Genomic DNA, 14,048 nt, shown 5'->3' with positions numbered 1-14,048 from the left:
ATCGCGGTCAGGCGCGGGCGGCCAGATCCGCGTACGGCGGCGGCAGCGGCATGCCGAAGCGCCGGTGCAGTGCCAGCACATCGCGGATGTCGTTGTCGTCGATGGCGTAGCCGGTGTGCGAGTGCACCTGGAACTCGGCGGTCACGCAGGCCACCGTCCGGCCCAGGACCGTACCGGTGCCGTCGAGGGAACCCACGGGATGGGCAAGGCCGTTGGGCCCGTGGACGGGCTCGCCCCGTTCGTCGAGAAGGGTCGTGGAGAGGTCCACGAGGTGGACGTCGACGCGCCGGTCCGCCGTGTCGCTCAGCACCCAGTTGAAGGGGCCGCCGTCGTGCCAGAGCGTGAACGAGGCGTTCGCCATGACCTCGGTGCACCGGTCCCGGTCGGAGTGCCGGACCACGATGTCGAGATCGTCGTGCGCGCGGGTCTGCCTGCCGAGCAGGGCGTCCACGCCCCAGCCCCCGTCGAGCCATACGTCCACCCCGGCGCCGCCGAGAAGGTCGAGGATGTCCAGCACGTCTTCGGCGCTCATCATGATGCTCATGATCACAGGAAACCGGCGACAGCGACCACCCCCGTGAGCCGCTGCCGCCGCGCTCCCCGCGCGTTCCGGACCCGTCCCCCGTCGTCCCCCGACGACTCCCGATGTCCCCCGTCGTCGCCGACGTGCCGGAACACGTTCGGACCCTAGGCCGTCGGGCGGTGGAGCGGCAGGTTCATTTCGCCCTGTGTGGCGCATCGGGGGTATCAGTCCGCACAATCAAACCGGTACGCTGCACTCCGGTTTCAGGCCGAACGGACGGTTTCCGGCCAGTCGCCGGCTCGCGGGCCGGGTGCGGCGAGCCGAGCGGCACCACCGAGATCGTGACGATCAGCGAGAAGAGGACCCTGTTGCGCGCGCGGGAACGGGCCGACGACGTACTGCGGATGCACCGGCTGGTGCGCACCGGCGGCACACCCGAGCTGTTGCACTGGCTGTCGGGACGCGCGGGCGGCTGGGCCGGGCTCGTCGACGGCGACGGCACCGTCCTGCACGCGGTATCCGCCGCCCCGGCCCCGCACCTGCCGGCCCCGCACCTCCCCGCACCCGATGCCCCCGCCGCCCCGGACGCCGCCGAGCTGGCGGCCGAGGGCGCGCGGGCCCTGACGGCGCGTGGCGCCAAGGCGCACTCCCTCGACTCGGCCACACACACCGCGCTGCTGTTCCCGCTCGACGCACCGCCCGCCCCGGCGCTGGCCGTCGTCGTCCCCCGGCCGGTGCCCGCCGGGCTCACCGCCCTGCTGGCCGACGCGCTGGCCCCGGCGGCCCTGTGCTGGCGGGCCGAGACGGTCGAACGCAAGCGGCGCCGGGTCGACCTCGCGGAGTCGCGGGGCCGGGAGGCGGTGCTGCACCTGCTGATGACGGGCCAGTTGTCCATCGCCCACCAGGTGGCCGGCGCGCTGCGCCCCAGGCTCCCCGACCCGGTGCGGGTGTGCGTCGTGGAGTGTGCGGGCGGGCAGCGCGACGAGGTGGCGCGGGTCTGCGCGGAGGCGGACGGCGGGCGCTCCTGGATCGTGCGGTGCCCCGTCTACGCCAGCCACCTCATCCTCGTCATGCCGGCAGGGGGCAAGGGGGACGAACCGCTCGACGAGAACGTCGCCGCTCTCGTGGACGACTGCGTCGTGGGCGTCAGCGAACAGCTGCCGCTCCCGGACACGGCGACCGGATACCGCCAGGCCTTCCACGCCCTCGCCGTCGCCCGTGGACTTCCCGGCCGGCACGCCAGGTTCGGGGCCTCGCCGGAGCCGGCACTCGTCGTCGGCCGGGCGGGCGCGCTGTGGGCCGATGCCCTGCTCGCCCCGCTCCTGCACCACCTGCCACGCCGCTCCCAGGACCCGGGAAGCCAGGAACTGGCGGCCACCGCCGCGTCCTGGCTGTCCTTCTCGACCCACGCCACGGAGCACCTGAAGGTGCACCGCAACACCCTGGCCGCCCGGCTCAGGCTCATCGGCGAACTGCTCGGTCTCGACCTGGGCACTCTCGCCGACCAGGCCGCCCTGGACCTGGCCCTCCGCATCCGTGCCACCCCGGCCCCCCGCCGGACAGCCACCGGGACGGCGCCGGGCGGGGAGACAGCGGAATCAGCGGGAACGGCAGAGGCGGCGCACGACCTCGAAGAGATCCTGCGCCGCCCCGCCGTCCGCGCCTGGGCAACCCAGCAACTGCGCCCCCTGGAAACGGCGGACACACCGGCCCCGGACACCGCCCGTGCCACGCTGCGTACCTGGCTGGACCGAGAGGCCCAACTCGGCCCGACCGCCGCCGCGCTGGGCATCTCCGTCCCCGGGACCCGCAAGCGCCTGGCCCGGCTCGAAACCGTGCTCGGGCGCTCGCTGCTCCAGGCCCCGAGCGCCCGCTACGACCTGTGGCTGGCGTTCAGGGCACTGGAGCTCGGACCGGGCCCCCGGTCCGCTACTTCGTGAAGATGAAGTACTTCCAGGCGCCGTGGGTGGTCGAGTTCACGCTGTCACCCGAGGAACCGTTCACGTACGAGGCGCGGACCCGCATCCTGTAGCCGGTCTCATGGGTACCGGTGAGCGTCACGATCGACTTCCCGTTGCTGCCCAGCTTGAAGTACTGCTGGCCCGCGTCGTACCACTTGCCCTGGTAGTAGAGCTCCAGGGACAGCTTGTGCGAGCGGCCCGGGTAGTAGCTCATGGTGTTCGTGAAGACCGGGTTCTTCTTCTTGTGGAAGTACGCGTACGACGTCTTGCCGATCTTCGCCGTCTTGTACTGCTTGGAGATGGAGGTCGATACCTTCACCTTCGCGTACGCGGTCGACTTGACCGACTTCGACGCGCTCCGGGCATCCCCGGCGAACACGGCGGTGACCGTCGTGTCGCGCTTCATGTCGACCGTGACGGACAGGTTCCCCTTGGAGTTGACCTTGCCCTTCTTGGCCAGCTTCTTCGGCTTGTCCGAGCCGAAGGGGTCCACCCACAGCTCGACGACGCGGTTCTTGTACGTCTTGCCGAGGTGCGCCGTGAACGAGACGTCCTTGCCGTACGAGTAGACGTCCTTGTTCCGGTTCAGCGTCAGCGAGGTCGCTGCGCGGGAGACGGCGACCGAGTCGGCCCCGGAGGCCGCGGAGTGCGTCGCGTCGCCCGCGTAGCCGACCCGGTATGTCACCGTGCCGCCGGCGGGCGGGGTGTCGGTGAACGAGAACGTGCCGTTCGACGCCAGCGACACCGAGCCGAGCGACTTGCCCTTCGGCGAGTCGACGTCGGTGCGCACGACGGAGACCTTGGTGCCCGCGGGGAACGCCGCCCCGGACGCGGCCTTGCCGGTCACCGTGAGCTTCTTGGCGCGGGTCGCCTTGGACGGCGCGTTCACCGTGAGGCTCACCGCCGACTTGGTCGGGTCGGTCAGCACCCGCAGGGCGTAGACGTCGCTGTACACGTTGGTCGTGACGGCGAAGACCCGGCTGCGGTCCGGCGCCCAGGCGAGGCCCGCCTCATGGAGGTCGTTGGTCGCCGTGATGCTGCCGGTCGAGTACGGGATGTCGTAGGTGCGCAGCGGCTTCGTGGCGCCCTGCCGGTAGACGAAGACGTCGGGGGACGACTGGGTCGTCCCGGCGGCCACCATGCCGTCCGGCGCTACGGCCACCGCCGCGCCGTGACTGCCGGTGTTGTACGCGCCCACCCGGGACAGGTCCGAGGTCGAGTACGCCTGCGCCTGGTACGGGGACCCGCCGCCCGTCACCAGCAACTGCTTGCCGTCCGGTGTGACGTCGAAGTCGGAGAGGTAGGACTGGTACTCGCCGCCGGAGCTGTCCGGGCCGTACGCCACGCGCTCGGGCGTTCCCCCCGCCACGTCGTACACCGCCAGCGCGATGAAGCTGCTGCCCTCCTGGGCGGCGGCCAGCACGTTGGGTGCGGCGGGGTCGGAGGCCAGCCTCGGGGCCGAGTACCAGCTGTTCCCCCCGCCCTCGGGAAGCGTCACCGTGGCTTCCGGAACCGTCAGGTCGATCGACCCGATCTGGCCCCGGTAGGCGACGTCCAGGGCGTTGAAGCCGAACCAGAGCTTGCCGCCCGCGAGAGCCGGATACTTCGGCTCGATGCCCTTGCCGAGCGCGTACCGCTTGCTCTCGGTGAGGGAGGCGGTGTCGATCGCGGCGATCGACCCGTCGCCGGGCACCGCCGCGTACACGGTGCCGGAGTCCTTGGACAGTTCCAGTCCGAGCACGCCGGGCAGGGAGGCGATCGTGCCGACGACCTTGCCGCTGTAGTCGGTCGCGACGACCTTGCCGGACTTCGGGTCACTGATGAAGACCCGGTGGTGGACGCCGTCCACCACGATGTCGCCGCTCGATGCGATCGGCAGCGACGTACTGGAGTCGGCGGCGGCCGGGTTCGCCGCACCGCCGACCAGTACTACGGAGCTGAAGAGGACCGCGAGCGCTGTCGCGGTCGAGATTCTGCGCGTGCGCACAGTGACGTATACCCCCACGGTAGGCGGGCCGCTTGGCACCCGGAGATGAGAGAGGGGTGCGGCCCGAATCGCAGGGTATGGCATGACAATGACACCCAGGGCGCAATTATGGTGACGATAGGGGAGCGAAGGGCGCTCCCGCGCTCCCCGTCGTACCGTCGCGGGTGAGGCCGGCGGCGGGCGGGGGCGGGCGGGGGCGGGCCGCGCTCAGTCGATCAGATTGCGGAGGCTGAGGTAGAGCACCGGGTACTGGCCGTTGTCCGTGACGCCGATGCAGAGGTCGCGCCGGTCCAGGAGTCAGCCGTTGGGGCGGCAGGTCTCGTGCGGTCGGTTCAGGCGGCGGATGATCTCCTGGCGGGACAGGTTCTCCTTGCTGCCGATCCGCACCGTGCGGTAGCAGCCGCCGGACCCGCATCCGGTGCCCTGCGACTCGATGGTGAGGCCGGCGGGCAGCGGGGGGACCGCGTCGGCGGGCGGGGCTTCGGAGCCCTCGCTGTTGAGCACGACGTACAGCAGGGAGGCCACCAGGACGAGGGCGAACTGCGTGCCCAGGAAGCCGATGGCGCCGTTGCGCCGGGGGATCCAGTCCGCCGGGCCGGGGCCCTTCCCGCCGTGCTCCAGGACCGCGCCGAACGCGATGACGGCCGGCGCGAGGACCGCGTGGACGAGGTGGGCGTCGGCCCGGGGTATGTCCAGCCAGGTCTGCTGGGCGGCGACCAGCAGGCACGCCTCGGCCAGCAGGAACCCGCCCACGGTCAGGCCGACCCCCCGGCTGCGGGCGAGCATCCTCCAGACGACCAGAGGCGCGGCGGCGAAGAGTATCCCCAGGACGGACCACATGTGACGCATGCCCCCCACACGACGACAACGGCAGCACGACGGGGGACGTCGTGCTGCCGCTGTCCGGTTCCGAGGAGGAGCGGTGCCTACTTGGTGGGGATGTAGTCGAAGTTCGGCGTCAGGGTGCCGAAGAGCGAGCCGACGCGCGGTGCTTCGCCGCCGGTCACGGAGCGGAAGATGCTCGCCGCCTCTTCCGTCATGTAGAACGGCGCCTGCTTGATGCGGAAGCCGGTGAGGCTGGGACGGGCCCCGGCCATCACCTCCACGTAGGTGGACTCCGCGATCGTGACCTCGTCGTCGAACGGCACGCCGTCGACCAGGACGCCCGCGGAGTAGGCCGGGGTCGGCATCACGCGGATGTAGGTCGGCTTGAGGGTGATGGTCTTGCCGGAGGCCGCGTGGTGGAAGTTCAGGCCGCCCGGGTAGAAGATCCGGCCCTGGGAGTCGAGGCCGTCACCGGCGGTCGAGCCGATCGGCATGGAGAAGCCGCGGGCATCCTTGTCCATGGCGAACGGGCCGATGGCATCCAGCGTGATGCCCTCGCGCTTCATCCAGTCGATGGCCTCGTCGCTCAGGGCGACCTGCGCGTCGCCCCACGGGGAGATGTACGCGCCCGGGAACGGCGCCGCGACGGCGGCCCGGGGAGCGGCTGCGGCCTGCTGCGGGGCGGAGGCCCCGGCGGAGCTCATCCCCAGCGGGAGCGCGAGGGCGGCCAGGGCGGCGAGGACGGTGAGGCGGCGGAATCCGTGCATGCTCATGGACCTTCTTGTGTGTGGGGGGAAGGGGCGGAGCCGGAGATCCGGTCCGCGGTGCGCCCAACAGGGTGGGGGGCAGGCCGAGTTCGTCGGAGGTCGGCGAGACCGAGGAACGCCCGGCCTCCTGTTGGGGCAGGTCCATCCATGCATAGTTGAGGCGAAGATCAAACCGCGCCTCACCCCATAGACGGAAAACTGCACGCGACTGGGTGCCTTGGGGGTGAGAAGGCCGCATGGGGATCGGTGAAACGATCACTCTGGTGCGGCTCCACTCCCCCCACACCCAGTACTGGAGATCCGCATGTCCGGACCGGACGACGTTCCTGGATTCAACAGACTTCCGCGTCGGAAGCCGTACTTCTCGCGCCGCAGGCTCTGTGCGCTCGCCGCCTCCGTCGCCGCCCTGACGGCCGCCTCCGTCGCGGGCCCGCTCACCGGAACCGGGCAGGCGGGCGGCCACATCGACGCACCGTCGTCCGTGTCCGACGCCCCGGCGGACATCACCGACGTCTATGCCTTCACCAGCCCCGACGACACCGACATGGTGACCCTGATCGCCAACGTCCGGCCGTTCCAGGTGCCGGGGACCGCGGCGAACGCCCTGGTGGACTTCCCGTTCGCCACCGGGGCGCGGTACGAGATCCACACGGACGCCGACGGGGACGGGGCGCCGGACGCCACGTACCGCTGGACGTTCCGCGACGAGGACCGCCGGCCGTTCGGGATGGGCCCGAAGGTCGGCCCGCTGCCGGTGACCTCGCTGGAGGACCGTTCGCTGGGGGTCCGGCAGAAGTACACGCTGGAGAGGATCGCGGCGGACGGCACGAGCAGGACGCTGTTGCGCGACGCCATCGCCTCGCCCACCAACACCGGCCGTGTGCTGATGCCCGACTACGGCAGGCTGCGCGCCCAGGCGACCCGTGATCTGCCGGGCGGCGGCCGTACGGTCGCCACCCAGGCGGCGGACTCGTTCAAGGCGGACACCCAGGTGTTCGGGCTGTTCACCGTCGGGACCTCGGGCCCGGTGCCCGGCTGGCTGCCCGACGCCCAGCCGCTGTCGGCGCTCAATGTGAACAGCCTGGTGCTCCAGGTGCCCAAGAGCGAGGTGGCGCTGAACGGCGACGTCGAGCGCAACCCGGTGATCGGCGTCTGGTCGACCGTCTCGCGCCAGGGCGCCGACCTCGGCAGCGGTCTGGCCGCCCAGGCACCCTCGTACCGGCAGGTCTCCCGCAACGGCACCCCGCACCTCGCGTTCGCGGTCCACGGCTCGACGATCGGCCTGTCGAAGCCCGGCGGGCCCGAGGACCGGTTCCAGGCCCGTGCCCCGAAGGACGACCACCTGGACGACGCCTTCGTCGCCGCGGTGCTCGACCCCGCGCCGCCGCACCGGATCGAGGCGGCCCAGGGGCGCAAGGCTCCGGCCACCCCGCGCCGTGACATCCAGGCACTGTTCATGAAGGGGATCGCCAAGGGCAACGGTTCGCTGTTCGGCTTCGACCTCAACAGCCATGCCCTGAACGGCGATGCGGACGCCTCGCGCATCGTGCTCGCCGAGCAGCTCCGCCTCAACCTCACCACGCCCGTCACCGCCGATCCCCGGGCGCACGGGGTCCTCGACGGTGACCTCCAGGGCTTCCCCAACGGCCGCCGTCTGAACGACAACATCGACGGACCACTGATCCGCATGCTGGAGGGCGAGCCGGCGGGCCCGTCCGCACGCGGTCTGCTGCCGGACCCGGTCGTGCGCCTCGAACCCGCCGACGCACGGGCGACGTTCCCCTACGTCAACCTCCCGCACGCGGGCCCGTGAGGGGTCTGCTCACCGGGGCGGCCGGAGCCGTGGCCGTGACCGGCTGTGTGGCGGGCCTCCTGTACCTGGGGCCCGGCACCGGCCGGCCCTCGCCGGATGCCCCGGCCGCCGCCCCTCCCGCCGCAGCGGTCGCGGCGGGTGGAGCGGGTGGCGCGGTCGAGGCCGCGCGCGAGCGCACGCGGGCGTACCCCGACGACCCCACCGTCTGGGCCGCCCTCGGCCACGCCGAGATCGAGGCTGCCCGCACCGCGCTGGACGCGGCGCGGCTGGACGCTGCCGGGCGAGCCCTGCGCCGTTCGCTGGACCTCGACGGCACGGACAACTACGCCGCGCTCACCGGACAGGGGCTGCTGGCCAACGCCCGGCACGAGTTCGCCGAGGGGCGCGCGCACGGGCTGCGGGCCACCAGAATGGCCCCGGACCGGCCCGACGGGTACGCGATCCTGGCCGACGCGGAGATCCAGCTCGGCCACTACCCGGCGGCCCGCACCGCCGTGCAGCGGATGCTGGACCTCGCCCCGGCCTCGGCGGCGTACAGCAGGGCCGGCTACGACCTGGAGACGAACGGCCGTCCCGAGGACGCCGCCATCGCGCTCCAACGGGCCGTGGACAGTGCCGCGACGAACGACGAACGGGCCTTCGCGGAAGCCCGGCTGGGCGACCTCGCCTGGTCCCGGGGCGCGGTCGGCCGGGCGGAGAAGCACTACCGGCGTGCCCTGGACGCCGTACCCGGCCACCCCTACGCGCGGGCCGGCACGGCCAGGGTGCTCGCCGCACGCGGGCGCACGGACGAGGCGATGGCCGCGTACGAACGGCTGCTGGAGCGGACCCCGCTGCCGCAGTTCCTCCTGGAGGCCGTGGAGTTGAGGCGTTCGGCGGGCGGCGACAGGGACGGCGGTGGCGGTGGCGGTGGCAGCGGTGGGGAGCGGGCCGCGCTGGACGCGCAGGTACGGCTGTCGCGGGCGGACGGCGGACCCGTCGATCCGCACGTCGCGCTGTACGCGGCCGACCACGGTGACCCGGCCGTCGCGGTCGAGCTGATGCGCCGCGAGTGGAAGCACACCCGCAGTGTGATCGCCGCCGACGCGCTGGCATGGGCACTGCACCGGGACGGGCGGAACGCGGAGGCGATGGAGTACGCGCGCAGGGCGTCCGCGACCGGGTGGAAGAACGCCCTGTTCCGCTACCACCTGGGGGCGATCGAGCACGCGCTCGGCCTGCCCGGAGCCACCGGCCACCTGCGCGAGGCGCTGGCGCTGAACCCGCGCTTCTCCCCGTACCACGCCCCGCGCGCCGAGGAGATGAGCCGGACATGAGGCAGCCACGCCGGGCGTCGGCCGTCCTGCCCGCCGCGCTCCTGCTGGCGCTCGCGGCAGCGCCTCCGGCACTCGCGCACCCCTTGGGCAACTTCAGCGTCAACCACCACGACGGGCTGCGCCTGACCCGGGACGCGATCGAGGACACGGCGGTCGTCGACAGCGCGGAGATCCCCACCGCCCAGGACGCCGACGCCACGGACACCGACCACGACGGGTCCGTCTCGCGCCGCGAGGCCACCGCGCGGGCCGCCGGCCGCTGTGCGGACCTGGCCCGCCGGACCCGGGCTTCGGTGGACGGTCAGCGGCTCGACTGGCGGGTACGCGGAGCGCGCCTCACGTACGCCGACGGTGCGGCCGGTCTGTCCGTGGCGCGGCTGACCTGTGTGCTGCGGGCCGGAGCGGACCTGTCGGCACCCGCAGCGATCACGTTCGCCTCGTCGGCGGACGCGTCGCGCACGGGGTGGAAGGAGATCACGGCGGTCGCGGGGACGGGGGTGCGGCTGACGGCCTCCCCGGTGCCCGCGACCAGCCCGAGCGACGTGCTGCGCCGCTATCCGGCGAACGGCGGCGACGAGCCCTCGGCCGTGGTGTCCGCGACGCTGCGTACGGAACCGGGGGGCGCGGGGGCGGGCGCGCCCGGTCCCGGAGCGGTCGCGGGCACGCCGGTGGACGAGGCGCCGGGCGCGCGGGCGGTGGACCGGGGCGCGGTGCTCTTCCCCGCCGTGGAGAACCGCCTCACCGACCTCATGGCGGGCCGTGATCCCACCCTGCCGGTCGGCCTGCTGGCGGTGCTGCTGACACTGCTGCTGGGCGCGGGCCACGCGGCGCTCCCGGGCCACGCCAAGCTCGCGGTGGCCGCCTGTCTGGCCCGCCGGGAGGGCGGCGTACGGGCGGCGGTCGCGGTGGGCGCGACGGTGACCGTGACGCACACGGCCGGGGTGCTCGTGATGGGCCTCGTGCTGACAGCGGGCGGCGGGCTGCTGGGGGAGCGACTGCTGGGCTGGCTGGGTGCGGTGAGCGGGATGGTGCTCGCGGTGCTGGGAACGGTGCTGGTGGTATCGGCGGTGCGGGGAGTGCGGGCGGGGGGAGGCTCGGGCCGCCTGCTGCACGGGCACCACCACCATCACCACCCTCACGATCCCTCGCACCATCACGAGGACGGTCATCACGGGCAGGAGCACGGGCACGGACACGGACACGGGCATGGACACGGGCACGGGGGTGAGCCGGCGCACGGGCACAGCCACGGGCACAGTCATGAACAGGGTCGTGCGGGCCGTCGCAAGGGGCTTCCCGCGCTGCTCGGTGTCGGGCTCGCGGGCGGTCTGGTCCCCAGCCCCTCCGCGCTCGTCGTCCTGCTGGGCGCGATCGGGCTGAGCCGTACGTACTTCGGCGTGCTGCTCGTCCTCGGCTACGGCCTCGGCATGGCCCTCACCCTGACCTCCGCCGGGCTGCTGCTCGCCGGAGGCGGGAGCCGACTCGCGGCGCTGGGTGAACGGCGGCTTCCGGCGCTGCGCCGTTACACCCCGTACGGAGCGGTCCTGACGGCCGTCGCGGTTCTGGCGGTCGGTATCGGTCTGACGGTGCGCAGCCTGCTGTGAGGGGGCTCGCGGCGTGCGGGGAGGGTCACTCGGACTTCGTGTAGACGAGGCTCTCGTCGGTTCCGGCGGTCGCCCGGCGCAGGGTGCCGTCCGCGAGCAGGGTCAGATCGGTGGCCCGGCCGGGGCTGCACGAGGTCGAGGGCTGGCCCTCGGAGACGGTGGAGGGGCCGATGTGGACCTGGTCGTCGGAGGCGGGCCTTTCCGCCAGGGGTGCCTTGAACACACAGTGGTAGGTGCCGCCGGAGGCCAGCGGGCCGTCCGCCGTCAGGGAGAGGACGGGGTCGCCCACCCGGCCCTGCCGGATGACGAGGCGGCGGGTCGACGGTCCGGAGTCGCCGTCGATGGTGCCGGTCCAGGTGCCTATGTAGTCGCCGGGTACGTGACCGTCGCCGTTCTTCGGGTCCGGGGAGGGGGAGTTGGACGAGGTGGTGGTGCCGGTGCCCTTGCCGTTCATGAAGGCGTACACGGACCCGCCCGCCCCGACGGCGACGACCAGGGCGACGACCACGAGGGCGATGGTGGAACCGACGGAGCGGCGCCGTGGCGCGGCGGGGGTCTGATACGTCGCGGCGAACGGCTGGCTGAAGGTCTGGTGGTGCGCCTGCTGCGCCTGCTGCGCCTGCTGCGCCTGGTGGCCCGGGTGAGGCTGGGGGCTCGGCTGAGGCTGAGGGTGGTGCAGGGGAGTCTGGGTCTGGTGGGTCTGGTGAGGCAGGTGGTTCTGGTGAGGCTGGGGGTGCGTCTGCTGGGCCTGGTGGGGCTGTTGGTGGGGGCGGCTCTGCTGCCCGGCGGCCGTCCGGTGGTACGTCGGTGAGGTGGGCGCTCCGCCGTTCGCCCCGCCCTGTGCCCCGCCGTTCGCCCCCGACGGCGGCTGCTCCGGATCCTCGGAGTCGAGCAACTCCACCGCATGGCGACCGAGTTGGGCGATGAGCCTGCCGGGGAGCCAGGTCTCGGTCGCCTCGGACTCGCCCAGCCGCTCCAGGATCTCGTCCGTGGACGGACGTGCGGCCGGATCCTTGGCGAGGCAGTCCGCGATCACCTCGACCAGGCCCACCGGGACGCCCGTCAGGTCCGGGTCCTCGTGCGCGATGCGGAACATCAGGGCATGGACGCCACCGCTGTCGGCGGAACCGAACGGCAGGCGGCCCGTCGCCGCGTACGCGAGGACGGAGCCGAGGCAGAAGACATCGCAGGCGGTGGTCACGCGCTCGCCGCGGACCTGCTCCGGAGCCATGAAGCCCGGTGACCCCACCAGCGCGCCGGTGCGCGTGAGGCCGCCGTCGGCGACGGTCTCCATGGCGCGGGCGATGCCGAAGTCGATGACCCGGGGGCCGTCGATGGTCAGCAGGACGTTGGACGGCTTGAGGTCGCGGTGGATGAGTCCGGCGCCGTGGATGTGCTGGAGGGCGTGGGCGAGGCCGGACCCGAGCTGCTGGACCGAGCGTTCGGGCAGGGGGCCGTACGCCCCGGAGGCCGACGCGGGCCCGCTCTGGCGTCCGGAGACGATGTGCTGGAGTGAGGGACCGGCGACATAGCCGGTGGCGACCCAGGGGACGGGAGCCTCGGTGTCGGCGTCCAGGACCGGGGCGGTCCAGGCCGCGCCCACTTGGTGGGCGGCGCGGACCTCCTGCCGGAACCGGGCGCGGAACTCGGGCTGTTCGGCCAGTTCGCGGCGGACGAGCTTGAGGGCGACGGTTCGGCCGCGGTCGGACCGGGCGAGGAAGACCATGCCCATGCCGCCCTCTCCCAGGCGGCCGAGGAGCCGGTATGCCCCGATCCGGTGCGGGTCGTCCGACCTCAGCTTCTCCATGGTGCGATTCCTCCCCCGTACGGCCGTGGCAGACCGTGTTCGAGAATAGCGGCGGACCCCACCCCGTGTTCCCGGAGCCCGACAGGTCCTGCGGACACGGCCTGGAACACGGCCTGCGGGACAGCCTTTAGGGTTCCGGGCGGGGAGCCGCGGAGCGGGTGGAGCGCCGGGCCACCGACCGCCCCGAACGTGAGGAGACTGGGTGCGCCTGCAAGGGAAGACCATCATCGTGACGGGAGCCGCGCGGGGCGTCGGCCGGGCCTGTGCGCTGGCGTTCGCCCGGGAGGGCGCCGATCTGGCGCTGCTCGATGTGTGCGGTGACATCGAGGGTGTTCCCTACCCGCTGGGGACCGCGAGCCAGCTCGCGTACACGGCGCAGCTGTGCCGCGAGCAGGGGGCCGCCGTACTCACCGCCGAGGCCGACCTCCGCGACCGCGCGGCGCTGAGCGCGGCCGTGGACCGGACGGTCGAGCGGTTCGGCCGCGTCGACGTACTCCTCAACAACGCCGGGATCGCGGCGCCTTCGGGAAAGGCCGCCCATGAGGTCACCGAGGACGAGTGGCAGGTGATGCTCGACATCAACCTGTCCGGTGCCTGGCGGATGACCTCCGTGGTCGGCCCCCTGATGATCGCCCAGCGGTCGGGCAGCGTGATCAACGTCGCCTCGACCGCCGGTCTGGTCGGATACCGGAACTTCGCCGGGTACACGGCGTCAAAACACGGGCTGATCGGCCTGACCAGGGCGACCGCACTCGACTACGCGCCGCTGAAGGTACGGGTCAACGCCCTGTGTCCCGGATCGGTCCGGGACGACGGCCCGGCCGAGGGCCGGATGCTCGCCGAGATCGCGAGGTCGCTCGACCTCCCGGTCGCCGGACACGAGGAGACGTTCGTCCAGTCGCAGCCGATGAACGCGCTGATCGAACCGGAGGACGTGGCCGGGGCGGCCGTCTGGCTCGCCTCGGACGAGTCCCGGCAGGTCACCGGCTCCGTACTCACCGTCGACGGCGGCTTCACCGCACGGTGACGGCTGCGAGCGGGTGCGGGTGCGGGTGCGGGCGTGAGTGCGGATGCGGGCGCGTGCCGGGCCGCGCCCGCCGACCGGGGGCGGCCCGGGGTCACTTCCCGGCCGCGCCGGGTTCCCCGCCGATGGATGCCTGGTAGGCGTCCGCATAGGTGGGAGAGTCCATGACCAGGCCGTCGCAGAACGCGGCGACGTCGTCGCCGATGAGTTCCAGGACCCCCTTGCCCGCGGCGGCGCCCTCCTCGAAGAAGTCGACGATCCCGGGGAGCAGGGGCCCGTCGGGCAGGTCGATCGGTCCGACCTTGAACAGGTACTTCTGCATCTCCTTGTAGACGATCCGGTAGTCCGGCGGGAGTGCCCTGACCCGAGCCGTGTGGGCCCGCCACTGCTTCTTGCCCTCGATGATGTCCTGGATGCCCAT

General features: G+C 72.8%; 11 protein-coding genes. 5 read left to right on the top strand and 6 right to left on the bottom strand.

The window, feature by feature from the left end; genetic code table 11:
• Positions 1–7 precede the first annotated feature (7 nt).
• On the bottom strand, positions 8–544 hold the full coding sequence (locus ABT170_RS09475; RefSeq protein ID WP_329942818.1) for a nucleotidyltransferase domain-containing protein: 537 nt from the start codon (positions 542–544) through the stop codon (positions 8–10).
• Positions 545–927: 383 nt separating this feature from the next.
• Here ABT170_RS09475 and ABT170_RS09470 point away from each other — a divergent pair, with 383 nt between their 5' ends.
• The gene (locus ABT170_RS09470) at positions 928–2,463 is read left to right on the top strand and encodes a helix-turn-helix domain-containing protein (protein WP_351865739.1); all 1,536 of its coding nucleotides are present in this window, start codon (positions 928–930) and stop codon (positions 2,461–2,463) included.
• Here ABT170_RS09470 and ABT170_RS09465 read toward each other — a convergent pair.
• The 3 genes from ABT170_RS09465 to ABT170_RS09455 all read right to left on the bottom strand — a co-directional run bounded on the left by ABT170_RS09465 (position 2,453) and on the right by ABT170_RS09455 (position 6,069).
• Positions 2,453–4,471 (bottom strand): YncE family protein, encoded by a 2,019-nt coding sequence (locus tag ABT170_RS09465; protein WP_329942819.1) that lies wholly within the window; start codon positions 4,469–4,471, stop codon positions 2,453–2,455. The genes ABT170_RS09470 and ABT170_RS09465 overlap by 11 nt on opposite strands.
• A gap of 297 nt (positions 4,472–4,768) precedes the next feature.
• The gene (locus tag ABT170_RS09460) at positions 4,769–5,320 is read right to left on the bottom strand and encodes a hypothetical protein (protein WP_351865498.1); all 552 of its coding nucleotides are present in this window, start codon (positions 5,318–5,320) and stop codon (positions 4,769–4,771) included.
• 77 nt (positions 5,321–5,397) lie between these two features.
• Entirely contained in the window at positions 5,398–6,069 is a 672-nt protein-coding gene (locus ABT170_RS09455; RefSeq protein WP_329942821.1) for a hypothetical protein, read from the bottom strand.
• Positions 6,070–6,367: 298 nt separating this feature from the next.
• Between ABT170_RS09455 and ABT170_RS09450 the strand changes: the two genes are divergently transcribed.
• From ABT170_RS09450 to ABT170_RS09440, 3 genes are read left to right on the top strand one after another with little or no spacing between them, the layout of a single operon-like run.
• The gene (locus ABT170_RS09450) at positions 6,368–7,876 is read left to right on the top strand and encodes a DUF4331 domain-containing protein (protein ID WP_329942822.1); all 1,509 of its coding nucleotides are present in this window, start codon (positions 6,368–6,370) and stop codon (positions 7,874–7,876) included.
• Entirely contained in the window at positions 7,873–9,192 is a 1,320-nt protein-coding gene (locus ABT170_RS09445) for a tetratricopeptide repeat protein (protein WP_351865494.1), read from the top strand. The genes ABT170_RS09450 and ABT170_RS09445 overlap by 4 nt, the downstream gene beginning before the upstream one ends.
• Positions 9,189–10,796, top strand: coding sequence for a HoxN/HupN/NixA family nickel/cobalt transporter (locus ABT170_RS09440; protein ID WP_351865491.1), 1,608 nt, complete (start codon positions 9,189–9,191; stop codon positions 10,794–10,796). Before ABT170_RS09445 ends, ABT170_RS09440 begins: the two co-directional genes overlap by 4 nt.
• 25 nt (positions 10,797–10,821) lie before the next feature.
• Here the strand turns inward: ABT170_RS09440 and ABT170_RS09435 are convergent, their stop codons facing one another.
• Positions 10,822–12,603 (bottom strand): serine/threonine-protein kinase, encoded by a 1,782-nt coding sequence (locus ABT170_RS09435; protein WP_351865489.1) that lies wholly within the window; start codon positions 12,601–12,603, stop codon positions 10,822–10,824.
• A 202-nt stretch (positions 12,604–12,805) separates the two neighbouring features.
• Between ABT170_RS09435 and ABT170_RS09430 the strand changes: the two genes are divergently transcribed.
• Entirely contained in the window at positions 12,806–13,630 is an 825-nt protein-coding gene (locus ABT170_RS09430) for a mycofactocin-coupled SDR family oxidoreductase (protein ID WP_329942826.1), read from the top strand.
• A gap of 91 nt (positions 13,631–13,721) precedes the next feature.
• Here ABT170_RS09430 and ABT170_RS09425 read toward each other — a convergent pair whose 3' ends face one another.
• On the bottom strand, positions 13,722–14,048 hold the full coding sequence (locus ABT170_RS09425; protein ID WP_329942827.1) for a DUF1048 domain-containing protein: 327 nt from the start codon (positions 14,046–14,048) through the stop codon (positions 13,722–13,724).

Origin of the sequence: Streptomyces sp. NPDC001787 (assembly GCF_040297465.1) — a bacterium.
Classification (GTDB): domain Bacteria; phylum Actinomycetota; class Actinomycetes; order Streptomycetales; family Streptomycetaceae; genus Streptomyces.
Note: the sequence above shows the minus strand (reverse complement) of the source record. Positions and strands in the feature narration are given on the sequence as shown.

Bases quoted from the DNA above. Each gene is read 5' to 3' on its own strand.
- ABT170_RS09450 (WP_329942822.1), top strand. From the start codon at position 6,368: ATGTCCGGACCGGACGACGTTCCTGGATTCAACAGACTTCCGCGTCGG.
- ABT170_RS09425 (WP_329942827.1), bottom strand. From the start codon at position 14,048: ATGGGCATCCAGGACATCATCGAGGGCAAGAAGCAGTGGCGGGCCCAC.
- ABT170_RS09440 (WP_351865491.1), top strand. From the start codon at position 9,189: ATGAGGCAGCCACGCCGGGCGTCGGCCGTCCTGCCCGCCGCGCTCCTG.
- ABT170_RS09470 (WP_351865739.1), top strand. From the start codon at position 928: ATGCACCGGCTGGTGCGCACCGGCGGCACACCCGAGCTGTTGCACTGG.
- ABT170_RS09460 (WP_351865498.1), bottom strand. From the start codon at position 5,320: ATGCGTCACATGTGGTCCGTCCTGGGGATACTCTTCGCCGCCGCGCCT.
- ABT170_RS09475 (WP_329942818.1), bottom strand. From the start codon at position 544: ATGAGCATCATGATGAGCGCCGAAGACGTGCTGGACATCCTCGACCTT.
- ABT170_RS09435 (WP_351865489.1), bottom strand. From the start codon at position 12,603: ATGGAGAAGCTGAGGTCGGACGACCCGCACCGGATCGGGGCATACCGG.
- ABT170_RS09455 (WP_329942821.1), bottom strand. From the start codon at position 6,069: ATGAGCATGCACGGATTCCGCCGCCTCACCGTCCTCGCCGCCCTGGCC.